The organism is Micromonospora sp. NPDC047557, from assembly GCF_043205095.1.
Lineage (GTDB): Bacteria > Actinomycetota > Actinomycetes > Mycobacteriales > Micromonosporaceae > Micromonospora.
Genome location: NZ_JBIDDK010000001.1, coordinates 749,358 through 773,077, shown reverse-complemented (window position 1 = coordinate 773,077; position 23,720 = coordinate 749,358). Strand labels below are relative to the sequence as shown.

Here is a 23,720-nt window from a genome sequence, read left to right as displayed (position 1 = left end):
CCTTGAGCCTCTCCTGTCACGGTGGTTCGTGAGCCCACGACACCAACGGACAGGAGTCGCCATGCCGCCGGTGGCCGCGCCCCCGCAGCAGATCGACGACCATGCGCTCGAGTTCGACCGTACGGTTCACCGCGCCCTGGTGCATCGTCGTGCCCTCGCGGAGGTGTTCCTCACCGACGCCGTGCGGATCGCCGAGGACCGGTTCCTCGCAGCCGCCCAGCTACCTCGGGCGCACTGGTGTTACACCGACCACACCGCCGCACCTGCCCGGGTCGACCCGATGCTGCTGCTCGAATGCTGCCGACAGGCCTCGACCCTGCTGGTCCACCGATTCCTGGACCTGCCGTTCGGCACCGCGTTTCTGGTGAAGAGATGGCGGACCCGGATCACCGACCCGGCCGCGCTGGTCAGCGGCACCACGCCGGGTGAGCTACGGCTCGATATCCGCACCGGGGGCGCCCGCAGCCGGGACGGTCAGTTGCGGTCGCTGACCCTCGACATTGGGCTCGAGGTCGACGGTGTGGCCGTCGGCGAGAGCCACATCCAGGCCGGCTACCTGCCCGCGGATGATTACGCGGCGCTGCGGACCCTCCGGCGCCGCAGCCCCGCGCCGACGTCGGACGAGCTTTCGCCCCGTACCGGCGCCGAGCCGGTGCGGCCCGCCCTGGTCGGGCGCCGCGACCCCCGCAACGTCGTGCTCGCCGAAGCGGACGTGGCCGGCCGCACGGCCACCGCCCGCGTCGACGTGCCACTCGACCACGCCAGCCTCTTCGACCACCCGCTCGACCACGTACCCGGGATGGCCCTGCTCGAGGCGGCCCGGCAGATGGCCGTCCTTCTCACGGGGGAGTCCCTGGTCACCGGCCTCGACGCGGCCTTCGTGCAGTTCGCGGAACTGGACAGCCCGCTGACCATCACGGCGACCCAGGGCGAGCGGATCGACGTAGAGGTGAGCCAGAACGGCACCACCGTCTGCACAGTGAAGTTGGAACGATGAGAGCCGTCTGGACGGACTTCGCTGGCGTGCTGACCCCGCCGGTCGGCGAAACGGTGCGCAGCTTCTGCGCCGCCCAGGGCATCGAGCCGGACCAGTACCTCGGCGCGATGAAGGTCGTCGGCGACCGCTACGGCGGCGACACCATGGCCCCGCTGGACACGCCACTGATCTCCCAGGACGAGTGGGCCGCGCAGATGGAGGAGGTGCTGGCCGAGCGATACGGCGTCAGCGCGGACCTCTCAGACTTCGGCGCGAAGTGGTTCGCCGACCGGCGCAGCAACACCGAGTGGGCCGACTGGCTACGAGCCGTGCGCCGCCGGGGCACCTTCGTCGGATTGGTGTCCAACATGGTGCCCGCCTGGGACGTGCACTGGCGGGCGATGCTGCCGGTGGCGGAGCTGTTCGACGACGTGGTGCTCTCGTTCGAGGTCGGCACCCGAAAGCCCGAGCCGGCGATCTTCGCGTTGGCCGCGGCCCGGGCCGGCGTGCCGCCGCGCGACTGCGTCCTGGTCGACGACCTGCCGAAGAACTGCGCCGGGGCTCAGGCGGCAGGTTGGCACGCCGTGTGTTTCACCAGCACCGGCGAGGCGATCGCCGAACTCGAGCCCTGGGTCCGGCGATGAATGCCGTCGGTCTCGTCGCCGGGGTGTGGTACCCGTCGGTCCGGCAGACCGTCACGGCCGCCGTGGCCTGCGGTGACGTGCGTGCCAAGACCGCCACCGAGCTGGGCTACACCGAGTTGCCCGTGTCGGTCGACGTCGCGCCTCCGGACATGGCCGTCCGCGCGGCGCGGCCCGTGCTCGACCGCGGACGTGCACCTGCCGAGGAGCTCGCCATGGTCCTGCACGCCAGCGTGCACCACCAGGGCCACGACGCCTGGTCCGCTCCGCACTACATCGCCCACCAGTTGGGTGCCGACCAGGCTGTGCCGATCGGGCTGCTGCAGCAGTGCAACGGCGGCGCGATCGGTATCGAGCTGGCCATCGACCGGCTCCGCGGCGAGCCACGATCCGGTCCCGTGCTGGTCACCACCGCCGACCGGTTCCTGACCCCGAGCTGGCACCGGTGGCTCACCGACTACGGCATGGCGACCGGCGACGGGGCCACCGCTGTCCTCGTCCACCGCGGCGACCGCCCCAGCGACCTGCTGTTGCACGCCTCGGCAACCACTGTCGCCGCCGACCTGGAGGTCATGCACCGCGGGGACGACGGGCTCGACGCCCACCCACTCGGACACGGACCGCAGATCAACGTCAAGCGTACGAAGCGTGCGTTCATCGCCGCGTACGGCGTCGACCGCTTCATCAAGACGGCCTACGACCGCATCTCCGAGGCGGTCGCCACGGCGCTGGCCGAGGCCGGATTGTCCGGCTCCGACCTGCGGTACGCGGTCCTGCCCCGGCTCGGCACCAAGGCCATGGCCGAGGCGTACGTACCACCGCTGGTCGAGCAGGTCGACGCGGATCTGCTCGATCTTGGTCGCGCGACCGGGCATCTCGGCGCGGGCGACCTCAACGCCAACCTCGCCGACCTCAGCAGCGGCGACTGGCTCGGGCCGGGCGACCACGCCCTGGTCCTCAACGGCGGCGGCGGCTTCACCTTCACCGCGATGGTGGTCAGCCGCCCCGACTCTCCCTCTTCCACAGCCAAAGGAGCATCCCGATGAGCCTTGTCCAGGAGCGTTTCCACACCCTGCTCAGCACCAAGCTCGGAATCTCCGAGAGCGAGTTCACCGCGTCCACCACGCTGGAGGATCTCGAGTTCGACTCGCTCGCCCTGATCGAGCTCAGCGTCGCGCTGCAGAAGGAGTTTGGCGTCGTGCTCGACGAGACCGAGATGACCATCGAGAGCACGGTCGGTGAGATCGGTGCCAAGCTCGACGAAGTGGTCGCCGCGTGACCGGCCGGCACCGGCGGTTCGAGGTCGCCGTCACCGGGCTGGGGCTGGTCACCCCGGCTGGGATCGGGGTCGAGGCCAACTGGGAGACGATCTGCGCGGGGGAGTCCGTAGCCCGGATCGACGAGTCGCTGGCCGGTAATCCCGTCGACTTCGTCTGCCGGGTGCCGGACTTCGACGCCGCGGCGCTGCTGGGAGGCCGCAAGGCGGCCCGCCTCGACCGGGTCAACCAGTTGGCCCTCGTCGCCGCGCGGCAGGCGCTCGTCGACGCCGGCTTCGATCCGACCGACTGGGACGGGACCCGGGTCGGTGTGGTGATCGGCAACTCGTTCGGCGGATGTGCCACCTACGAGAAGGAGCACGCGGCCTTCCTCGAGCAGGGCCCGCAGATCGTCTCGCCGACGTTGATGGTGACCGCCCCGGTGAACATGAGCGCCGGCTACATCGCCATCGAGTGCCAGGCGACCGGGCCCAACTTCGTGGTGTCGACGGCGTGCGCGTCCGGCGCGACCGCGATCGGCTTGGCGCGGCAACTGCTCGAGTCCCGCATGTGCGACATCGTGATCGCCGGGGGCACGGAGTCCTTCCTGACCCGTACCACCCTGGCGAGCCTGACCAACATGGGCGCGATGTCGCGGCGCCGCGATGACCCCGCCGCGGCGTCGCGTCCCTTCGATGTCGACCGAGACGGCTTCGTGGCAGGCGAGGGCGCAGCGATCCTCGTGCTCGAACGGGCCGCCGACGCGCGCGCCCGGGGTGCCCGGATCCGGGCGAACATCAGCGGGTACGGCTCCTCGGCGGACGGTTTCCACGCCTCGCGGCCTGACCCCCAGGGTGGTGGCGCCGAACGGGCGCTGCGCGCGGCCCTCGCCGACGCGCTGGTCGAGCCCGAGGAGGTGGCGCACGTCAATGCGCATGGCACCTCGACGCCGCTCAATGACGTCACCGAATCGCGGCTGATCCGTCGGGTGCTCGGCGATCGGCCGGCGGTGACCTCCACCAAGGGAGTCATCGGGCACCTCATCGGTGCGGCCGGAGCGGCGGAGGCGGCGTACGCGGTGCTCGCCGTGCAGCACGGGCTGGTGCCGCCCACGGCCAATCTGACCAGCCAGGATCCGCAGATCGAGGTCGACGTGGTGGCGAAGGCGCCGCGTGGGCTGGCTGTGGACGTCGCGGTGTCGAACTCGTTCGGCTTCGGGGGCCAGAACGCCGTACTCGTGGTCACCGCGCCATGAGCCGTTCCGTCCTTGTCACCGGCGGGAACCGGGGCATCGGGCTGGCGATCGCGCGGGCGCTGGTCGAGGCCGGTGACCGGGTGACGGTCACCTACCGCGCCACCAAGCCGCCGGACGACCTGCCCGCCGTGCCGTGCGACGTGACCGACCCGGCGGAGGTGGCCGCCGCGTTCGACCAGGTGGCGCGCCAGCAGGGGCCGGTGGAGGTGCTGGTCGCCAACGCCGGCATCACCCGCGACGGGCTGCTGCTGCGGATGACCGACAAGGACTTCGAAGACGTCCTCGCGGCGAATCTCACCGGAGCAGTTCGGGTCGCCCGTCGGGCGGCGCAGGACATGCTCACCGCTCGGTGGGGCCGGTTGATCTTCATCTCGTCGGCGGTGGCGCTGACCGGCTCACCGGGCCAGGTCAACTACACCGCCTCCAAGGCAGCCCTCATCGGGGTGGCACGCTCGCTGGCCTGGGAGTTGGGCTCGCGCGGCATCACCGCGAACGTGGTGGCGCCCGGGCTCGTGGACACCGACATGTCGCGGGCCATGTCCGAGCGCCGACGTGCCGAGTACCTCGCCATGACCGCCCTGCATCGCGCCGGAACTCCGGCGGAGGTCGCCGCCGTGGTGCGGTTCCTGGCCGGTGCCGAGGCGTCGTACGTGACGGGCGCGGTGGTGCCGGTCGCCGGCGGCCTCGGTATGGGCCTCTGACCGCAGACAGCAGGAAGGACCCCAGCATGCCCATCGGAGTGACGGGCCTCGGCTCCCACGTACCCGAGACCATCATCGACAACGCGACCGTCGGCCGGTGGGCCGGCGTGGACCCGGCCTGGGTCACCGAACGCACCGGTATCACCGAGCGCCGCTACGCCGACGCCGGAACCGCGACCTCCGACCTCGCCGCCGCCGCGGCGCGCGAAGCCCTGGCCGGCGATCAGCGGCGCATCGAAGGGTTGATCGTCGCCACCTGCACTCCCGACGTCCCGCAGCCCTCGACCGCCGCCATCCTGCAGCACAAGCTCGGACTCAGCGGCGTGCCCGCGTTCGACGTCAACGCGGTGTGCAGCGGTTTCCTGTTCGGGCTGACCGTCGCCGAGGGCATGATGCTCAGCCGGTTCGGCCGTGGCGAGATGCTCGTCGTCGGTGCCGACATGTTCTCGCGCATCATGGACCGAGGTGATCGCAAGACGGTCAGCCTCTTCGGCGACGGGGCCGGCGCGGTCGTGCTCGGCCAGGTCCCCGAGGGGTACGGCATCGTCGCGAGCCGTCTGCAGACGCACGGTGAGCACCACGAGTATGTCGTCGTCGAAGCGGGCGGCACACGGCAGGCGCTGACCGAGGAGACCCGCGCGGCGGGCCGGCACTACTTCCGCATGGACGGCCGTTCGGTCCGTGACTACGCGGTGCAGACCCAGCGCAAGCTGATCGAGCAGGTGCTCGCCGACGCCGCGCTCACCCTGGCCGACGTCGACCGCTTCGTCTTCCACCAGGCCAACACCCGGCTCCTGGAATCGCTGGCGAGGGAGATGGGCATCGGCATGGATCGTGTCGCGCTGACCGCCCCGGAGTACGGCAACACCGCCGGCGCCTCGATCCCGGTCACCCTGCACGCCAGCCACCGCGACAGGCCGTTGCAGCGCGGGGAACGGATCCTCATGTCCTCCGTGGGCGGCGGGATGACCGCGGCCGCTCTGCTGCTGACCTGGTACTGACTTCCCGAAGGAGACCCACGTGCGACTACAGGGCAGGACGGCCGTCATCACCGGCGGCACCCGCGGGCTGGGGCGGGCGATCGCCGAGGGCTATCTCGCCGAGGGCGCCTCGGTCCTCTGCGCGGCCCGCAACCCGTACGACATCAAGGAACTCGGCGACTACGCGCCCGACCGTGTCGCCTACCAGGAGACCGACGTGACCGATCCCGCCTCGGTGGCGCGGATGACGGCGGCAGCGGTCGACCGCTTCGGCACCCTCGACGTCCTGGTCTGCAACGCCGGAGTCAGCCGCAACGGGATGATCGCCAAGCTGGGCTTCGCGGACTGGAACGACACCGTGCAGACGAACCTCACCGGGGTCTTCCTCTGCACGCAGGCGGCCCTGCCGGTGATGGCGGCGCAGGGCGGCGGCCGGATCATCACGGTGTCCTCCTGTACGGCGAGCCGGGTGGCAGTGGGCGCAGCCGCGTACAGCGCCAGCAAGGCCGCCGTGGAGATGTTCACCCGCAGCGCCGCCGCCGAGTTCGCGCCGAAGAACATCCGGGTCAACTGCCTGTCGCCCGGCTACATCGACGAAGGCATGGGCAAGGAGGTCAGGGGCAACGACCGGGTCTGGGAGACGTACCGCAAAAGGCTGCTCTCCGGGCGCCTGGGAGACCCCGCAGAACTGGCCGCCGCGGCGGTCTTCCTGGCCTCGGACGAGAGCGCCTACGTCAACGGTCACATCCTCGAGGTGAACGGAGGTCTGCTGTGGGCGTGAAAGACGACACGGTGCTCGTCGTGGGTGCCGGCCCGGTCGGTCTGGTGCTCGCGTGCGATCTGCTCCAGCAGGGCATCCCGGTGCGCCTCGTTGATGCTGAACGGCAGGCCACTCCGCACTCGCGCGCCAACGTGCTCTGGCCGCGCAACCTGGAGCTGTTGCACCGCATCGGGGTGACCGACGACCTACTGGCCCGTGGGCACCGGATCCGCGGCACGCGGTACTTTTCCCAGCGCCGGCCGCTGGGCGAGGTCTCGCTGCGGCGGCTCGGCGACACGCCGTATCCGTTCGCGCTGATGATTGCCCAGAGCACGACCGAGGAGGTCCTGCGTGACCGGCTGGCGGCGTTGGGCGGGCGGATCGACCGGGGCGTACGGCTCGTCGACATCGACCCCAGCGGTGGCCTGCCCAGAGTGAAACTGGAGCACCCGGATGGCACGGTGGAGGAGCGGACGTTCGAGTGGCTGGTCGGTGCCGACGGGGCCCACAGTGCCGTCCGCAAGCGACTCGGCATCGGTTTCAGCGGCGAGCCCGTCGACGTCACGTTCGCGATCGCGGACGCGGGCGTCCGCACCGACCTGCCCGACGATCTTTCGTACTACTTCTATTCCGATCGGGGCGGGCTCGCTCTCGGTCCACTCGGCGGAGGGCTGTTCCGGCTGGCGACGACCGTGCCGCATCAACCCGAGGACGCGGCCGCCCCGGGTCGCGACCTGTTCCAGAGCGTCGTCGACGAGCGGATGCCTGGCGTGAATGTGGTCGGCGACCTGGTGTGGAGCACGACCTTCCGGGTCCGTTGTCGGATCGCCGAGACGTTCCGGGCGGGTCGCTGCCTGCTTGCCGGCGACGCCGCGCACATCGTCAGCCCCGCCGGTGGGCAGGGTATGAACACCGGGATCCAGGACGCGGTCAACCTCGGATGGCGCCTCGGCGCGGTGGTGCGGGGCCGGTCACCCGAGGAGGCGCTCGACGCATACGAGAAGGAACGCCGGACCGCCGCGCACCGGGTGGCCGCCACCACGGCGGTGCAGACGCGGTTCGCGATCGCCGGGCGCAGCAGGCTTCGGCTCGCGGCCCGGGACACGGTGGCGCGGCTGGCGCACCGAACCGGGGTGCTGCAACGTTACCTGGCGCCGCAACTGAGTCAGCTCGACGTGAGCTACGGCGAACCGCGTCCCCTCGTGCGGCGCGGTGGCCCTGCCCGCCCGGGGGAGCGGCTGCCCGTGCTGCCGGGTCCCGGGCCGGCTGCCCTCGACGGGCCGTGGCCGCTCGTCGCACGCGACGACTTCACCGTGGTGGTGTGGCGCGGCGACACCTCTCCGCCCGGCCTGCCGGACGGGACGTCGGTGGTGCGCACCGGGCCGGGTGCGGTGACGCGACAGCTCGCCGAGGCGTTGGGGCGTCAGCCCGTTCTGGCGGTGATCCGCCCGGACGGCCACCTGCTGGGCAGTGCCCCGCTCGACGACTCGGCGGCGGTGGCCCGGCTGGTGGCCGTCCTGTGAGGCGAGCTCCAGCAGCTACAGGATGGGAAATTGGCGGCGTTCGGCGGCCAGGGTCGTCGCGCCGCCGTGACCGGGCAGCAGGACCGTCGCGCCGTCGAGCGGGGCGCAAATCCGGTGCAGCGATTCCCGGAGCACCGCGGCGCTGCCTCCGGGCCCCTCGGTGTTGCCCAGCGCCCCGGCCAGCAGCACGTCGCCGGTGAGCAGATAATCGGCTTCGTCGTCGGTGCAGTGCCACATCGTCGAGCCCGGGGTGTGGCCCGCACAGTGCCGTGCCACCAGGGTCAGACCGGCGTGCCGGATCTCCTCGCCGTCGCGGGTCACCGGGCGCACGTCGGCTGGTTCGGCGTTCGGGTGGCCCGCCAGCACGTGTCGCGGAAAGCTGTCCGGCAGCCCTTTCGCCGGGTCGGCCAGCATGAACCGGTCCGCTTCCGGGACGTACACCGGTATGTCCCAGCGGCCGCACACGGGCACCACGTCCCAGGTGTGGTCCATGTGGCCGTGGGTGAGCAGCACGGCCTCCGGGGTGAGGTCGTGCTGTCGCATGATCTCCGCCACCGGGTCGGCGGCGCTCTGGCCTGGGTCGATGATCACGCAGCGGTCGCCACCGGTGGGCGCGAGCACGTAGCAGTTGGTGCCGAAGCCGCCGGCGGGAAAGGAGATGACCTGCATCGTGGGCCCCTCTCAGTAGCGGGTGCCGACGGCGTCCGGCACCTCGGCCAGCTCGACGGCCCGGCCCTGCGGCAGGGTGATGTCGGCGGCTGCCGCGTTCACCTCCAGATACTTCAACGTCTTGGTCCCCGGCAGAGCCACCACCTCGTTCCCCTGCGCGAGCACCCAGGCCAGTGCCACCTGCGCGGCCTGCACGCCGAGTTCCGCAGCGGTCCGCCGGATCGGCTCCATGATCGCCTGGTTTGCGGCCAGGGCCTCCGCCTGGAAGCGGGGATGGCGGTGCCGGCCGTCCACCTCGGGCAGGTCCTCGGTCCGGTTCATCCGATCGGTGAGGAAGCCGCGGCCCAGCGGCGAGTACGCGATGAACGTGATCCCGTTCGCTGCGCAGTAGGGCAGCACGTCGTCGAGCGCCTCCCTGCTCCACAACGACAGCTCGGTCTGCACGCTCGCGACGGGATGCACAGCGGCCGCCCGACTGATCTCGTCGACAGACGCCTCGGAAAGGCCGAGGGCGCGGACCTTGCCCTCTCGGACGAGCTCGGCCAGGGCGCCCCAGCTCTCCTCGATCGGCACGTTCGGGTCGACGCGGTGCAGCTGGTACAGGTCGACGTGGTCGACGCCGAGCCGGCCAAGGCTGGCCTCGCAGGCGGCGCGCAGGTGCTCCGGCCGGCCGTTGCGGTAGGTCTTGTAGGCGCCGTCCACCACGAGGCCGCCCTTGGTGGCGAGCACCGCCTGGTCGCGCCGGTCACGCAGGGCCCGGCCGACGAGCCGCTCGTTGACGAACGGGCCGTACTGGTCGGAGGTGTCGATGAGGTTCATGCCGATTTCCAGGGCGCGGTGGATCACCGCTATGGAACTCGCGTCGTTCCGGCCCAGATCGTCGTACCCCCAGGACATGCCCATGCACCCGAGCCCCACGATCCCGATGTGCGGGCCATTTCCGCCGAGTTGAACAGTACGCACCTTGTTTCTCCTTCTCGTTATTGCTGATTTACCTTCTTGATGGCGCTAGCGGACCACTCAAGGCTCGCCCGAGAACTGTTCCGTCAATGCGAGCGCCCGCGTAATTTCGGGACCGGAAAGTCGCCGTCGCCACGGGAGATGAAGAATGCGCAGACCAACCATGTCCGCTCTGACCGTATTGGCCGTCCTGGCCCTCTCCACCGCAGGCGGTGCCACCGGAGTGCAGGCCGTGCCGAGCTCGTCGCAGCCGACCATGGTCAAGGCCACGGCAGATCCGGTGCCGCCGGTCGCCAGCGAGACCCTTGCGGAGGGCATCCTGCCGAAGCCGTTCAAGATCCGCACGGATGGTGCGCGTCGGGTGCTCAGCCGCCGCGGCGTCTTCCAGCCCGGCGCGTCCACCGGGTGGCACGCGCACGCCGGGGACTTCCTCGCTGTCGTGGAACGCGGCACTCTCACCTGGATCGACGAGAAGTGCAGGCGCCACGAGTTGCACGCGGGCGAGTCCCTCTACCTGCCCAAGGGGCCGCCAGCGGCGCAGAGCGGCTACAACCTGGGCCATGACGAGCTCGTCCTCTACGTGATGGACATCCTGCCCGTCGACGCGCCCGGCCCGAACGTCGACGCTCCGGACCCTGGCTGTCCCGCGCCGCGCTGAGCGATCAGTGGTGGCCTCCATCTACCTGGAGGCCACCACGTCGCGGCGGAACAGCATCAAGCTGTCCATCGTGTAGGCGGGAACGCGCTCACCCTCCCGCTCCACCGTCACGGCGACGGTAACGTCGACGTACCCACCGGGCACCGTGACGGCCGAGCTCAGCACCGCCCGGGCACGGATGCGGGCGCCGGCCGTGACCGGCCCCCGGAATCGCAGGCGGTCGACGCCCTTGTTCAGGGCGGCGGCTCCGCCCCCTACCGTGAAGATCTCGTCCAGCATCGGCGTGACCAGGGCGAGCAGCAGATAGCCGTGGGCGATCGGGGCACCGAACGGCCCCGCGGCGGCCCGCTGCGGATCGACGTGGATCCACTGTCGGTCACCGTTGAGCGCGGCGAATCCGTCGATCAGTGACTGTGTCACCGGCCGCCACCGGCTGACCCCCAGCTCGGTCCCGGCCGCCGCCGGCAGATCGGCCGGCCCGGCGAACCGGCGTGTCACGACGCAGCCCGAGAGCCACGGCGGCGGCCTCGCGCCCTGGTGATCGCGCAGGTCAAACGGGCGGTGCAGGTGCGCCGTCCACGCTGATCGCTGATCACGATCTCGTACGTCGCGGCCGTGCTGCCCCGATGCAGGGGCCGACAGACGCCCGTCACCAGGCCCGCCCGCGGTCCGTGGTGATGGGTGCACGACAGGTCCAGTCCGACAGCCATGCCGCCCTCGCCCGCGTGCAACATGGCCGCCACCGAGCCCAGCGTCTCGGCCAGTACCGCGTTGGCTCCGCCATGGATCAGCCCGATCGGCTGCCGGTTGCCGGCCACCGGCATCGTGCCGGTGACCAGGTCCGGTTCGCAGGTGGTCAGCACGATGCCGAGGCGATCGACGAGCTGCTCGGCCGCGTACGGCGGAAGCACCTCGTACGGGCCCAGCCGGGTGGTGGTGTCCGTCATCGTGTCCTCTCTCGTCACGGCGGGCTCAGGCCGCCCGGGGGTGGAGCAGCTCGATCGTGCGCTCCGTCAGGTTGAGCGCGGGGTCGGCGGTGAGGATGGCGTGCTGCAGCCGGAGAAGCTCTCCGGACGGCTCCAGCCCGAGGTCGGTGATCAACGTGTGACGCAGTTTGTGGAACACGGCCAGCGCCTCCGACCGCCGTCCACAGCGGTAGAGCGCAACCATGAGGTGGGCGTGCAGGCTCTCGTGCAACGGCCGGATCGTCGTCAGTTCCACCAGCTCGCTGACCAGCACCTGATGCTCACCGAGCCGGAGCTCCGCGACGAGCCGCTGCTCCAGCGTGCACAGCCGGGACTCCTCCAGACGCAACACCTGGGCCTCCAGCAGTGGTCCCGGTTCGACGTTGACCAGTGGCGGCCCCTGCCACAGGGCCAGCGCTTCGCGCAGCAGCCGGATGCCCTCACGGTCGTTACCCGCCCGCAGTGCGGCCTTGCCCGCCTCCTGGAGCCGGAAGAAGTGCAGCAGATCGATGCTGATGCCGGCGGACGAGAGCTCGTACCCCCCTGTCTCGGTGCGCAGCATCTGGGCGGTCACCGTCGCGACATCGGTGTCGGTGGCCGTGGCCAGCGTGCGGCGTAGCTGACCGATGTAGGTCTGCAACGTCGTCATCGCGGTTCGCGGCAGGTCGGTGCCCCAGAGCTCGCGCAGGAGCATCGACGTGGGAACGACCTGATCGGCGTGAGTCACCAGCAGGGCCAACACCCGCCGTGGTTTGGGCACGGTGGACAACAATCGACCGGTATTGTCCACAACTGTCAATGGGCCCAGTGCGTTGATTTTCATGTCCCCCCCGTAGGGCCATTGTTTCAACATTGTTTCTGCTCGGTCGATCGCGTTCGGCCGCATCCCCATCGCGGAGCCGACGGCGTCGACCACCCGAAACAATCAATTTAATCTGAACAATATCACCGGCCCTGTCTCCGTCAACTTGCGTGTTAGCTTGGTCTCTATTTCCGGCGACACATACTGCAGCGTTGGAAAGAATGTTTCTCCTTTATTGCGAACGGCCGCGACGGGCGACGGTCGCCACATGTCTGGCTGTCGTCGCCCGTTGGGCCGGGGCGTTCGGGAAGGGCTTATCCGTGCACCGCCCGTCCGGGCAGGGCCGCCCCGGCCATGCGCTGATGCCAGAACGGGTACGGCAGCATCGGCTCGGTCACCACGTCGAGGATCGCCCGCTGGTCGTCGTCCAGTTCCCAGGTCAGGGCGCCGAGGTTGTCGGCGAGCTGGGCGGCATTGCGGGCACCGATGATGACCGAGCTGACCTGCGGCCGTTCGAGCAGCCAGCGAATGGCCACCTGGGCCGGGGAGACGCCGCGCTTCCCAGCGATCTCGCGGGTCACATCCAGAGCGTCGAAGGCCTGCGTCTCGTCGGCCGGATCGAAGTGACCCAGTGCTCGCCGGGTCCCCCGCGGGGCCCCCTGACCGCGCTGCTGCTGGCCGGCCAGGAATCCTCCGGCGAGCGGGCTCCAGCAGGTGATGCCCACCCCCTCGGCCTCGGCCATCTCGAGCAGTTCCCATTCGACCTCTCGGCTGACCAGGTTGTACTGCACCTGGTGCACGATGAACCGCTCCAGCATCCTGCGTTCGCTGACGCCCAGGGCCTGGGTCAACTGCCAGGCACTGAGGTTCGACGCGCCCAGGTAGCGCACCTTCCCGGCCCGTACCAGGTCGTCGAGAGCTCGCAGCGTCTCCTCCCACGGCGTCCGGCCATCCCAGCCCTGCACCTGGTAGAGGTCGATGTAGTCGGTGCCGAGCCGTCGCAGGCTGCCCTCCACGGCCCGAAGGATGTGGTGGCGGGACAGTCCCTGATCGTTCGGACCGCCGGGTTGCCCGGGCACAGCCCAGCGCACCGTGGTCGCGACAATGACGTCCGCACGCCGTCGGCCCAGGGCCGCGCCGAGCACTTCCTCGGAACGCCCGCCGCTGTACGTGTCGGCCGTGTCGAAGTAGTTGACTCCAACGTCGAGGCACATGCCGACCAGCTCGGTGGCCTCGGCGACAGACGCCGTCCCCACATGCTCGTATCCGTGCCGCCCGCCAAAGGTCATCGTGCCGAAGGCGAGCTCGGACACGAACAGTCCGCTGTTGCCCAGCCGGCGCATGCGCACGCGAGCACCTCCTCAGGAGACGGTGGCCGAGCCGGCGGCCGGCGTGGTCACGACGTCCTGGAGACCTGTGGCCGGCTCGGCCGGTCGGCGCAGGAAGACCACCGCCACGAGAGCCGCTGCCACCGCAACCAGGCCCGCGACGATGACACCCAGGTGTACGCCGCCGAGGAGCGCCTCGGGCACCGCCTGGGTCGCGCGCAGGCTGTCCATCCGTGCCACGGCGATCGAGCTGATGATCGGGGTGCCGATGCTCAGGCCGACCTGCTGCGCGGTGTATGCCGTGCCGGTCGCGAGCCCCTGTTCCTCGTCGGGCAGGCCGGAGGTCACCGTGATCATGTATGCGACCACGCTCAGCAGGTGGCCGAAGCCGATGACCGCGGTAGCCACGAGCAGCAGCGGAATTCCGTCGGTGGTGCGCAGGAACACGAGGGCGAGGGTGCCGGCGGCCTGGAGGCTCAGGCCGGTGATCAGCGTTCCGGACACTCCGAGCTTCGCCAGGATGCGGGGGGCCACCACGCCACCCAGGACCGCCGCGACGCCGAGCGAGGCGAAGCACAGGCCGGTGTTGAAGGGCGTGAGGCCGCGTACCTGCTGCATGTAGAGGGTGAGCAGGAAGACGACGCCGGTCACCATCGAGAAGGTCACCAGGCCGGTCAGGTTGCCCCAGCCGACCGTGCGACGACGCAGCACCCGCAGGTCGATCAGTGGATCACGACGACGGGACTCGATCAGCAGGAAGGCACCGAGCAGGACCACGCCGCCGATCAGCGGGACGAAGGAGGTGGGCGACGTCCAACCGTTGCGCTCGGCGGCCGTCACGCCGTACACGATGCCCAGCAGACCGCCGGTGACCGTGACCGCGCCGGGCAGGTCGAGGCGCGGAGCCTGCGGTTGCCGGCTTTCGGCGATCAGGGCCACCGTGCCGATCAGGGCGAGAACGCCGAGCGGCAGGTTGATCAGCAGCGTGAAGCGCCAGCCCAGGGCGTCGGTGATGACGCCGCCGAGGACGACGCCGGTGAGGAAGCCCAGGGACAGCAGTGAGCCGTTGACGGCGAGGGCCCGGTTGCGCCGGGGGCCTTCCTCGAAGGAGGTGGTGAGCAGCGACATCGCGGCGGGCGTCAGGATCGCCGCGCCGAACCCCTGGCCGGCACGGGCGGCGAAGAGCCAACCTGCCGACGGTGCGATGCCGCCAACGAGGGACGCGACGGTGAACAGGGTCATTCCGATGAGGAAGAGCCGTCGACGCCCGAACATGTCCGCTGCCCGACCGAACAGCAGCAGGAAGCCGCCGGATGGCAAGGCGAACGCGGTGACGACCCATTGCAGGTCACTGGTCGGCAGCTTCAGGTCCGAGCCGATGACCGGCAGCGAGACGCTGAGGATCGAGAAGTCGAGCGCGAGCATGAACTGTGTGCCGCACAGGAGGACGAGGATGAGGCGCTGACGCGTGTCGAAACGGTCCGCGGCCGCGGAAACAGCAGCAGTCATGCCGTCACTGTGGGCCAGGTGCAGCGGCCGTGGGGAGCCACTGTTTATCCGGGTGTTGCAACCACCTGGCTACCCCGGCCGATGCAGCACGACACTCGACCAGGTGAAGCCCGCACCCGCGCTGAGCAGCACCGCAACCTCGCCGGGGGCGAGCCTGCCGGCCACGGCCGCCAGGTTGGCGGCCACGTCGCCGGCACCCAGGTGGCCGGTCGTCGCTGCCAGGTCGAGTGGTTCGGCAGGGGTGACCTCGGCCACAGCCGGCACGTACGCCTCCCGCAGCACCTTGCGTCCCAGCCGGGGCAGCGCGACATAGCGCAGCCGCGGGTCGTCGGGAGTGATCCCCGCATCGCGAAGGCTTCCTCCGAGCACGTCATGGATCTTTTCCCGGCTGACGGCGGCGAACCCGCCGATGCCGTGCTGGCGCAGGAAAGCCTTCTTCGTGCGGCGGATGTCGACGGACGGGCTGTGCCAGCGCGGCGCGGGGCTGAACACGTCCTCGCCTCGGTGCATGGACTCGAGGTCGACGGCGGCCGCCGTGCGAACCGCCCTCAGCACGAGCGGCGCGGGCCCGTCGCCGCGCTGGCGCAGGACGAGGGCCGTGGCGCCGTCGCCGTACGCGATGCCGTAGTCCCCGCCCCACCGGTCGAAGCCGGGCTCGGCGAACCGGTCCGCCGTGGTCACCAGCGCGTGCCCCAGCTCCGGTTCGACCATGAGCCGGGCAGCGGCCATCTCGATCCCGGCGGCTCCGCCGTTGCAGATCTGCTGGAGACCTAGCGGCACGGCGGCGGTGAGGCCCAGTTCACGAGCCACGTAGTGCGGTGCCGACCAGAGGTCGTGCCCCTGGTGATAGATCCAGGCATGCAGGAGCAGGCCAACCGCGCCGTGGTCCACGCCAGCGGAGCGCAGCGCCCGTCGCGCGGCCAGGACCGCCATGTCCGGTGGCGCGAGACTGGCCTCGGGCAACTCCCGCACACCCAGGTCGGCGGCCGACTCCGCATCGATGCGGCCGGCCGTCACCGCGTCGTCCGGCACGGCGACCGACTCCGGAATCCAGGTCGCTACGCCGGTCACTGCCAGGTCGGTACGCACGCGCACTCCCGTCGCTCGTTCGTCCGCACCAGCCTCCATCGAAGGCCTTGAGGGTGGCTCAAGCGCAACTTGAGCGACGGCGGTCAGGATCGGAGGCAAGGTCGATGTCACCGTGTAAGGAGCGTCATGCGCGCAGTCCGGTTCACCGCCTACGGTGAGCCCGCCGTCCTCACCCCCGTCGAGCTGCCCGTTCCGGAGCCTGGCCCGGGTCAGGTCCTCGTGCGGGTCGCGTACGCCGGGGTCAACTTCGCCGAGGTGATGTTCCGCCGTGGACAGATCCCGGTTGGCCTGCCGCACCTGCCGGGTCTCGAGGTCACCGGCACGGTCGAGCGTGTGGGGGCGGACGTCCGTGGCCTCGCCGCCGGTGCCCGCGTCGCGGCGCTCACCCTCGACGGTGGCGGCTACGCCGAATACGCCCTGGTCCGTGCGGACCATGCCATCGAGCTGGACGGCCCGCTCGCCGGGCTGTCCCCGGTGCTGGCGGCCGCCTTTCCGTGCAACGTCCCGGTGGCCTGGGGCGTCGTTCACGCGGCGGCACGGGTGCTGCCCACCGATACGGTCCTGATCACCGCCCCGGGCGGCGGGGTCGGCACGGCCGCCGCCCAACTCGCCCGGAACGCGGGCGCGGGCGCCGTCTACGGCGTCACCAGCAGTACGGCCAAGGCCGCGTACGCCGCCGGCTTCGGCTACGACGAGGTCTGGGTCGGCGCGGTGCCCGCAGGCCGTACCTTCGACGTCGTGCTCGACTCGGTCGGCGGCGGCCTGCGGCAGCGGGCACTGGAGCTGCTCGCCCCCTTCGGCCGCTACGTGGTTCTGGGGGACGCCGCCGACGCCGGCGACCGGAGCTTCGCCGGCAATGAGCTCTGGGGTTCGGGTGCCTCGGTGGGCGGCTACAACCTCGGGGCCCTCGCGCACCGCCGTCCCGACCTGCTCGGGGAGCACCTGCGAGAGGCGGCGGTCAGCGTCGCCACCGGGGCGGTCCGCATCGACGTGACCGAGGTGCCGCTGACCGATGTGGCCAAGGCTCACGAGCTTCTCGAGTCCCGCATGAGCACTGGCAAGTACGTGCTGCGGGTCCATGACTGAGCAGCCCGCGATCACGACGCGGACCGCAGGCGGGGTCCGTACGATCGTGCTAAACCGCCCGGAGCGGCGCAACGCCGTGGACCTCGCGATGCTGCGGGCATATTACGCGGCGCTGGCTGCGGCCGAGGAGGATCGGTCGGTCCGGGCGGTACTGGTCACCGGGGCGGGCGGCACGTTCTGCGCTGGCGCGGCCCCGGAGCTGCTCGACGAACTGGGTGGCACCGACGGTCGGGCGGCGCTGCTCGACGGTCTCGGTCATCCGCCGCATCTGCCGCTCCTCATGCGCAAGCCGGTGATCGCGGCGATCAACGGCTCGGCGGCCGGGGTCGGGCTCGTGCTGGCGCTCCTGTCCGATGTGCGCTTCCTCGCCGAGAACGCGCGCCTCTCCACGGTCTTCAGCCGGCTGGGCCTGATCGCCGAGTACGGCTCGGCCTGGCTGCTGCCACGGTTGGTGGGCACCGCGAACGCGCTGGACCTGCTGCTGTCCGCACGCAGTGTGGACGCCGCCGAGGCCCGGCGGCTCGGTCTCGTGCAACGCGTCGTCCCGCGCGACGACGTTGTGGGGGCGGCGGCCACGTACGCGGCGGCCCTCGCTGCCGAGTGCGCCCCGGACTCGCTGGCGGTGATCAAGAAACAGGTGCTCGCCGGATGGGAGCAGTCGCTCACCGAGGCGGTCGACGCCTCGATGCAGCTCATGGTCGAGTCGGTGTCCGGGCCGGCCTTCGCCGAGGCGATACAGGCCAGGGCCGACCGTCGCAAGCCCGACTTCGCGCCGGGCGTGGACGCGGTCGGTCCGGGACATTTGCCGGTGACGCAGGCCGAGTATCGTGCGAAACGTGACGAGACGTAGCGACGCGGGGGCGCAGCGCGATCGAAAGCGCGAACAGCTCCGTCATTTCCTGCAGAGCCGGCGGGCCCGGCTGACACCCGAGGACGTGGGTCTGCCCGGGGGCGGCCGGCGTCGTACGCCGGGCCTACGCCGCGAGGAGGTAGCCATCCTGGCCGGTGTTGGCGTGTCCTGGTACACGTGGTTGGAGCAGGGCCGGGAGATCACCGTCTCGGGCTCCGTGCTCGACGGCGTGAGTCGCGCCCTCCAGCTGGACTCCGACGAGCGGGTCCACCTGTATCGGCTGGCCGGGCTCAACCCGCCGCAGCCCGCGGTCCTGCCGACACCGTCGAACGAGTCCACCTTCGGCCGGCTGGTGCAGGGCTGGCTGCCCAATCCCGCCTACCTGCTGGGTCCCTACTGGGACATTCTCGAGCTGAACCGAGCCGCCGAGGTGGTCTTCGGGCTGCAGGGCAGCGACAAGAACTGCCTGTACGCGTTCTTCACCAACCCCCAGTACCGCAAGCGCCACCGGTACTGGAGCGAGACCGCTCCGAGCCTGGTGGCTGAATTTCGCGGTGATGCCGCCCGGTTCCCGGACGATCCGGGTTTCCTCGAACTCGCCGAGCGGCTCAGTGCCGTGAGCTCCGAGTTCAAGGAGCTCTGGGCCCGGCACGATGTGCAGCACAGCTCGGTCGGCGTCAAGACCATCGACCACCCGGGGGTGGGCTGCATGAAGTTCGACGTCGGCGTGTTGCAGCTACCGGACCAGCCGCATGTCCGCCTGATTCTCCACACACCCCAGTCCACCACCGACACGCAGCAAAAACTCGATCTGCTGATGTCCTGCCACGAACGCGCCAGCGGAGTGACCCTGACCCCGGCGGTCTGACGTCCACCCCCACCCCACCCCGCCGTGGGGATCGGGTCGATGCCCTTCTGGCGACGTCGGCTGCCCGCACGGACGGCGGCCGGCCGCTCAGTGAGCGGCCGGCCGCCGCGAATCGGATAAGGGTCCGCTCAGCCGCGAATCCACTGCTGGTTGCTGCCACCGGTGCAGGTCCAGATCTGCACGGCGGTGCCGTTGGCGGTGCCCGCGCCGTTGACGTCCAGGCAGAGCCCCGATCCGACCCCGGTGATCGTGCCGTCGGCGTTGACCCGCCACTGTTGGCCACTACCGCCGTTGCAGGTCAGGATCCGCGCGCGGGTCCCCGCGGCAGTGCCCGGCACGTCGAGGCACTTGTTGCCGTAGACGGTCAGTTGGTTGCTCGTGGTGAGCGTCCATTGCTGGTTGGCGCCGCCGTTGCAGTCCCAGATCTGCACCACCGAACCGTCGGCCTGGCTGGCCCCGTTGACGTCCAGGCACCGGTTGGAGCCCGCGCCCCGGATCGCTCCGGTCGCCCCCGGCTCACCGGAATTGCCGACCGGCGTGATGGAGAGGTTGTCGAACTGGGCGGTGACACCCTGACCCGTGCCGTACCCGATCTGGCCGGCGACCCAGGTCGAGTCGGAGACCGTCCCAACCGTGTTGCCGTCGATGGCCGCGGTGAGGGTGCTCCCGTTGAGCGTCAGCGACAGGGTGTGCCAGCGCCCGGTGCCCAGCGCCGAGGTGTTTCCGCTGGCCAGCGTGCGCCAGTTGCCGCTGGTGTTGTTGCTCCGGATGGACCACGCGCCACCGTCGGTCACCCGGAAGTAGTAACCGTTGAGGTTCTGCGGGCCCTGGTGGTTGTACGTGTTGGCGCGTCCGACCAGCTGCGCGTAGCCGGACTTCTCCAGCATGACGTCCGAGGAGACCGTGTAGTTGCGCCACGACAGGTCACCCAGCAGCGTGTACGGCTCGGCCTGGCCGGACGTCCAGAAGATGGGCGTCTGCTCCGACATCTGGCGTACGCACTGGCCTGCGCGACCACCCCCGCAGCCGGCGATCTCGAACGAGCCCTGCTGGTCCATCAGGTACTTCGCCTCGCGCCCGACGGCGTAGCTGTCGAAGGTGTCGGCGTACGGCAGCTTCAGGTTGCCCGCCGCCGGGCTGACCGCCGTGCTCTTACCCTGCCCGGTGGTGGTGGTGATGCTGTAGACGTAGCCGGGCTGGACGGTGAGCGAGAAGCGCCCGCCGCTCGGCGTGATGTCGCTGCCCCTGACGAAGTGGTCGGCGGTGTTGTTCGACCGGACGTTCGTCGACCAGACGTGCACGGCACCGGTGGACAACCCGCCGGTGACGGTGAAGTCGAGGGTCTGCGCGGAGCCGGCGTCCATCGTCTCGATGATTGTGCTGTAGTCGCTGTTGTTGGTGGACTTCAGCGAGACGTAGCTGCCGTTGTTGCGGTTGCCGCCGAGGTAGCCGGTCGATCCGTCGAGGTAGCGCCAGCCCGGGGCGGTGAACTGCGTGGTCTGCGCCATCACCCACGTGCTCTTGCCGATGGAGTAGGCGCCGGACCAGGGCTGCTGGGCCACCGCCACGCCCGTGGTCGCCCACGGGATGTTGGGCGTGATGGCGGCGATGGCGGGCCAGTTGATGTAACCGGTCATCTTGCCGTCGATGTAGCCCCGGTTGATGCCCCGGGCGAGGGCCTGCGCGCCGGCGTTGTAGTCGTCGGAGCCGTTCTCGCTGGCCCAGAGCGACTTGCCGGTGGACACCGCGTTGTTGGAGCTGGGGCAGCTGGTCTGGGCGCTGCGGTAGCCGCAGACGTAGTGACTGCCGAAGACCTGTACGGCGTTGGCGAACGCCGGGTCGCGCAGCGATTCGTCGGCGGCACCCCAGCCGAAGTCGTCCGAGGCGACGATCTTCACGCTGCTGTAGCCGCGGGAGTTGAGGGCCGAGCGCAGGTTCTTGTACCAGGTGGCGTTGTAGCCCTTCTCGTTCCACCCGCCCAGGTAGTTGATGGTCAGCCCGTGGGTGGCCGCGCAGTCCAGCCAGGCCACCAGGTAGTCGATCGAGTCGTTGGACCAGAAGTTGCCGTTGCCGATCCAGCCCGGCGCTCCCCAGGCCAGGCCCGCCAGGGCGATGTTGGCGTTGCGCGCCCGCGCCTGCTCCATCAGCCACCACTCGTAGCCCCGGTTGCAGTTGATGGCGCCCCGGGTGTGCTCGTGGCTGGGCTCGGCCCCGGAGGTGGAGTTCGTGTCCCCGCCGATCTCCGTCTTCAGCAGCTGCATGGCGGCGCCGCGGCCCGGCTTGAACAGGTAGTCCAGGATGTCACTGCGCTGGGGCTCCGGGTAGTCGATCAGCAACCTGCTGTTGCCGCCACCGCCACTGACCGCACCGATCCCGTCGAGCGCCCGTCCACCGGATCCGCCGTTGATCGTGATGGCGGTTGCCGCCTGGGCGGGGGAGGCGAACCCGGTCAGCACGGCCGCCGCCAGGACCACCCCTCCCAGCGCCGAAGCGGTCAGCCGACGCGGACGTCGCGTGCTTCGCCATGACCAGCGGCGCGGCCCGCCCCCGCCAGTGCTGCGCCGATGACTCCCTCTACCGAACATCTGACTCGCCTCCCCAACCGCTGTCGACCCCGAAGCCGTACGGCAGGTGTCGAGCTGTCGTACCGCGGAGGCCGCCTATCGAAGATCATTAATAAGCAGACGTCATATGTTAGACACCGCATGGATCGACGGTCAACGGATTCGACCATCCACAAATGTGGTGATCTTGGGTCGACCGGATCGTGGGGCACCCGAAAAAGATTCGATGAATGCTGCGTCGAGCGCTCATCGGCACGCGGGCCGGCTCGGTGGTGGAACCGGGTGGTTCCGCCACCGAAGCCGGCCCCGTGGTGGGCGCAGTGCTTTCTATCGGTGCGCCCCCGAGGTGTTCGCCGGGCTCAGCTCCGGCTCCATCGTTGGTTGGCCCCGCCGTTGCAGTCCCAGATCTGGATGCGCGTGCCGTTGGCCGTACCGTTGCCGACCACGTCCAGGCACCGGCCCGAACCCACTCCGGTGATCGAGCCGTCGGCATTGAGCCGCCACCGCTGGTTGGACTGGCCGTTGCAGTCCCAGATGATCACCGAGCTGCCGTTCGCGGTCGCGGCGCCGTTGACGTCGAGACACTTGCCGCCGAAGACGCGCAGCTCCTGGGCGGCCGTCGAGGTCCAGCTCTGGTTGCTCTGGCCGTGGCAGTCCCAGATGATCGCCGCCGTGCCGTTGGCCTGCGAGGCGCCGTTGACGTCCAGGCACCGCCCGGAGGCGGTGTTGCGCAGGGCCGACGTGCTGCTGGGAGGCGGGGTGGTCGGAGGCGGGGTGGTCGGACCGCCGGTGGGTGACACGGTCGGGCTCGGCGTCGGATCGGTGCTGCCGAACTGGGTGAAGAACCTCCACACCTCGCCCTTGGTCCAGGTCCTGGCGCCGCTGTCCCCGCCGCCGTCCACCGGGCCGGGGGTGTGCCCGCCGTCGAAGGCGGCCCACACCACGGGATAGCCGGCACGGCATCCGGAGTAGGTGGTGGTGATGTGGGTCAGGCTGCCCGCTCTCGGCTCGGGCGGGTTCTGTGGGGTGCAGCCGTTGTTCCGCACGAACGTGTCACGTAGGGACCGTCCGGCGGAGATGTTGAGCACCGGGTCCCCGATGCCATGGATTCCCATGTACGCGATCGGCTGGGTGCCGCCGCTGCACCCGCTGAGCTGCCCGCCGGAGTAGACCGCGACAGCGCGGAAGACACCCGCTCGTGAACAGGCCAGCGAATAGCTCATGCCTCCGCCGTAGCTGAAGCCGAGCGCGAAGAGCTGCGTCGTGTCGACGCAGAGGTCGGCCTCGATCAGGCTGATCATGTTGTCGACGAAGGTGACGTCCTGGCCGCCGGGGTTGGCCCAGCCGTTACCGTTGCCCTGCGGGGCCACGAAGATGGTGCTGTTGTTCGCCTGCTGCCGCAGTCCGTAGTACGACCAGGCCGCGCCGTCCGAGCCGCCGCCGTCGACGTCGTTGGCGGTGCCGCCGTTCCAGTGAAATCCGAAGATCAACCGGTACGGGTGGTTCCGGTCGTAGTTGTCGGGGATCCTCAGGATGAAGCTACGGTTCTGGCCGCTGCTCTGGATGGTGCGTGAACCGCTGGTCAACGTGGGCGCCTTGCCGCACCCGGCGGTCGCGGCGGCCGCTGTGACGTTCGCGGCCGACGCGGTGGCGCTCAGGCCACCTGTCATTCCCGCCACGCCCACGGTCGCCGTCACGAGCGCGGCCGTCGCCAGAGAAGCAAGGAGGGGTCTACGTCTTGTCATGAGAGGGCTCCCGCCATTGCGCACGAACTGATTCAGGTGAAGGGGCGCGCGACGACCACTCGCGGTCACCCCGCCGACTCCGCTCGTCGCCGAGGAACCGCGAAAGACGCGATGTGCCTACGACGACGCCCGGCTCATCGCCACAGGTAACCGCCACTGGTCTCGCCGCCCATGCGGGACCAGCTGGTCGTTGAATCGTCGGTGGCCACATCGTTCGCCCGAACACCACACGGCCGGCCGTCGGAGGATGCCGGAGATGCCCGGCCCGCGGTCGAATCGATTCGCCCCGACGCTAGATCCGACAGTGAAATATGTCAATGCCGTGTCCAACGGGTTGCGGCCCGGGGCGTCCGGTCAGATGTGCGGGGCTGCCCGTACGTCGGCGAGGTGTTCGGGATGCGGAGCAGCACCTCGCCTGGTGCGTCGGGAACGACGGCGGCGGTGTCGGCGAGTGCGTTGGTCAGGGGCAGTCCACGGCCGCCGACGGCCGACGGCGGTTCGCCCCTCGGCGAAATAGGGTAAGGGAGAGGTCAAC

23 protein-coding genes are annotated in these 23,720 nt (G+C 70.2%); 13 read left to right on the top strand and 10 right to left on the bottom strand.

The genetic code is table 11. The features are described 5' to 3' along the window. Window positions 1–61: 61 nt before the first annotated feature. The 9 genes from ACGGAQ_RS03535 to ACGGAQ_RS03495 are packed head-to-tail and all read left to right on the top strand — an operon-like array spanning window position 62 to window position 8,092. Window positions 62–997: a ScbA/BarX family gamma-butyrolactone biosynthesis protein gene (locus ACGGAQ_RS03535; RefSeq protein WP_393044224.1), complete on the top strand. Its 936-nt coding sequence runs from the start codon at window positions 62–64 to the stop codon at window positions 995–997. Next, entirely contained in the window at window positions 994–1,620 is a 627-nt protein-coding gene (locus ACGGAQ_RS03530; RefSeq protein ID WP_393044222.1) for an HAD-IA family hydrolase, read from the top strand. The genes ACGGAQ_RS03535 and ACGGAQ_RS03530 overlap by 4 nt, the downstream gene beginning before the upstream one ends. Then, entirely contained in the window at window positions 1,617–2,663 is a 1,047-nt protein-coding gene (locus ACGGAQ_RS03525) for a ketoacyl-ACP synthase III family protein (RefSeq protein WP_393044220.1), read from the top strand. Before ACGGAQ_RS03530 ends, ACGGAQ_RS03525 begins: the two co-directional genes overlap by 4 nt. Then, window positions 2,660–2,896 (top strand): acyl carrier protein, encoded by a 237-nt coding sequence (locus ACGGAQ_RS03520; protein ID WP_393044218.1) that lies wholly within the window; start codon window positions 2,660–2,662, stop codon window positions 2,894–2,896. The genes ACGGAQ_RS03525 and ACGGAQ_RS03520 overlap by 4 nt, the downstream gene beginning before the upstream one ends. Beyond that, window positions 2,893–4,128 (top strand): beta-ketoacyl-[acyl-carrier-protein] synthase family protein, encoded by a 1,236-nt coding sequence (locus ACGGAQ_RS03515; protein ID WP_393044216.1) that lies wholly within the window; start codon window positions 2,893–2,895, stop codon window positions 4,126–4,128. Before ACGGAQ_RS03520 ends, ACGGAQ_RS03515 begins: the two co-directional genes overlap by 4 nt. After that, window positions 4,125–4,829, top strand: a complete 705-nt coding sequence (locus ACGGAQ_RS03510) for an SDR family oxidoreductase (protein ID WP_393044214.1) — start codon at window positions 4,125–4,127, stop codon at window positions 4,827–4,829. The genes ACGGAQ_RS03515 and ACGGAQ_RS03510 overlap by 4 nt, the downstream gene beginning before the upstream one ends. 26 nt (window positions 4,830–4,855) lie before the next feature. Further along, complete coding sequence (locus ACGGAQ_RS03505; protein WP_393044212.1) at window positions 4,856–5,830, top strand: 3-oxoacyl-ACP synthase III family protein; 975 nt, start codon at window positions 4,856–4,858, stop codon at window positions 5,828–5,830. 19 nt (window positions 5,831–5,849) lie between these two features. Further along, window positions 5,850–6,590 carry an SDR family NAD(P)-dependent oxidoreductase gene (locus tag ACGGAQ_RS03500; protein ID WP_393044210.1) on the top strand — a complete coding sequence of 247 codons (741 nt, stop codon included), beginning with the start codon at window positions 5,850–5,852 and terminating at the stop codon, window positions 6,588–6,590. Then, window positions 6,587–8,092: an FAD-dependent monooxygenase gene (locus ACGGAQ_RS03495; protein WP_393044208.1), complete on the top strand. Its 1,506-nt coding sequence runs from the start codon at window positions 6,587–6,589 to the stop codon at window positions 8,090–8,092. The genes ACGGAQ_RS03500 and ACGGAQ_RS03495 overlap by 4 nt, the downstream gene beginning before the upstream one ends. 15 nt (window positions 8,093–8,107) lie before the next feature. Here the strand turns inward: ACGGAQ_RS03495 and ACGGAQ_RS03490 are convergent, their stop codons facing one another. Continuing rightward, window positions 8,108–8,761, bottom strand: coding sequence for an MBL fold metallo-hydrolase (locus tag ACGGAQ_RS03490; RefSeq protein ID WP_393044206.1), 654 nt, complete (start codon window positions 8,759–8,761; stop codon window positions 8,108–8,110). A gap of 12 nt (window positions 8,762–8,773) precedes the next feature. Then, the gene (locus tag ACGGAQ_RS03485; RefSeq protein WP_393044204.1) at window positions 8,774–9,724 is read right to left on the bottom strand and encodes an aldo/keto reductase; all 951 of its coding nucleotides are present in this window, start codon (window positions 9,722–9,724) and stop codon (window positions 8,774–8,776) included. 160 nt (window positions 9,725–9,884) lie between these two features. Here ACGGAQ_RS03485 and ACGGAQ_RS03480 point away from each other — a divergent pair, with 160 nt between their 5' ends. Beyond that, a complete protein-coding gene (locus tag ACGGAQ_RS03480) occupies window positions 9,885–10,379 on the top strand; it encodes a cupin domain-containing protein (protein ID WP_393044202.1) in 495 nt (164 codons plus the stop codon). A 21-nt stretch (window positions 10,380–10,400) separates the two neighbouring features. Here the strand turns inward: ACGGAQ_RS03480 and ACGGAQ_RS03475 are convergent, their stop codons facing one another. The 6 genes from ACGGAQ_RS03475 to ACGGAQ_RS03450 form a co-directional block, all read right to left on the bottom strand. Then, window positions 10,401–10,877, bottom strand: a complete 477-nt coding sequence (locus tag ACGGAQ_RS03475; protein WP_393044200.1) for a MaoC family dehydratase — start codon at window positions 10,875–10,877, stop codon at window positions 10,401–10,403. Then, window positions 10,874–11,326 carry a hotdog fold thioesterase gene (locus ACGGAQ_RS03470; RefSeq protein ID WP_393044198.1) on the bottom strand — a complete coding sequence of 151 codons (453 nt, stop codon included), beginning with the start codon at window positions 11,324–11,326 and terminating at the stop codon, window positions 10,874–10,876. The genes ACGGAQ_RS03475 and ACGGAQ_RS03470 overlap by 4 nt, the downstream gene beginning before the upstream one ends. Window positions 11,327–11,351: 25 nt before the next feature. Then, the gene (locus tag ACGGAQ_RS03465) at window positions 11,352–12,260 is read right to left on the bottom strand and encodes a BTAD domain-containing putative transcriptional regulator (protein WP_393044196.1); all 909 of its coding nucleotides are present in this window, start codon (window positions 12,258–12,260) and stop codon (window positions 11,352–11,354) included. A 200-nt stretch (window positions 12,261–12,460) separates the two neighbouring features. Beyond that, window positions 12,461–13,489 carry an aldo/keto reductase gene (locus ACGGAQ_RS03460; RefSeq protein ID WP_393045645.1) on the bottom strand — a complete coding sequence of 343 codons (1,029 nt, stop codon included), beginning with the start codon at window positions 13,487–13,489 and terminating at the stop codon, window positions 12,461–12,463. 18 nt (window positions 13,490–13,507) lie between these two features. Next, entirely contained in the window at window positions 13,508–14,983 is a 1,476-nt protein-coding gene (locus ACGGAQ_RS03455; protein WP_393044194.1) for an MFS transporter, read from the bottom strand. A 69-nt stretch (window positions 14,984–15,052) separates the two neighbouring features. Continuing rightward, window positions 15,053–16,072 carry a ketoacyl-ACP synthase III family protein gene (locus tag ACGGAQ_RS03450; RefSeq protein WP_393044192.1) on the bottom strand — a complete coding sequence of 340 codons (1,020 nt, stop codon included), beginning with the start codon at window positions 16,070–16,072 and terminating at the stop codon, window positions 15,053–15,055. 126 nt (window positions 16,073–16,198) lie between these two features. Between ACGGAQ_RS03450 and ACGGAQ_RS03445 the strand changes: the two genes are divergently transcribed. Genes ACGGAQ_RS03445 through ACGGAQ_RS03435 form a run of 3 tightly spaced genes read left to right on the top strand, consistent with a single transcriptional unit; the run spans window position 16,199 to window position 18,876 of the window. Further along, the gene (locus ACGGAQ_RS03445) at window positions 16,199–17,158 is read left to right on the top strand and encodes a zinc-binding alcohol dehydrogenase family protein (protein WP_393044190.1); all 960 of its coding nucleotides are present in this window, start codon (window positions 16,199–16,201) and stop codon (window positions 17,156–17,158) included. Further along, window positions 17,151–18,008: an enoyl-CoA hydratase-related protein gene (locus ACGGAQ_RS03440; protein WP_393044188.1), complete on the top strand. Its 858-nt coding sequence runs from the start codon at window positions 17,151–17,153 to the stop codon at window positions 18,006–18,008. Before ACGGAQ_RS03445 ends, ACGGAQ_RS03440 begins: the two co-directional genes overlap by 8 nt. Further along, on the top strand, window positions 17,995–18,876 hold the full coding sequence (locus ACGGAQ_RS03435) for a helix-turn-helix transcriptional regulator (RefSeq protein ID WP_393044186.1): 882 nt from the start codon (window positions 17,995–17,997) through the stop codon (window positions 18,874–18,876). The genes ACGGAQ_RS03440 and ACGGAQ_RS03435 overlap by 14 nt, the downstream gene beginning before the upstream one ends. Window positions 18,877–19,004: 128 nt before the next feature. Here the strand turns inward: ACGGAQ_RS03435 and ACGGAQ_RS03430 are convergent, their stop codons facing one another. Next, a complete protein-coding gene (locus ACGGAQ_RS03430) occupies window positions 19,005–21,461 on the bottom strand; it encodes a ricin-type beta-trefoil lectin domain protein (RefSeq protein ID WP_393044184.1) in 2,457 nt (818 codons plus the stop codon). Window positions 21,462–21,799: 338 nt separating this feature from the next. After that, a complete protein-coding gene (locus tag ACGGAQ_RS03425) occupies window positions 21,800–23,185 on the bottom strand; it encodes a lectin (RefSeq protein WP_393044182.1) in 1,386 nt (461 codons plus the stop codon). Window positions 23,186–23,720 lie beyond the last annotated feature (535 nt).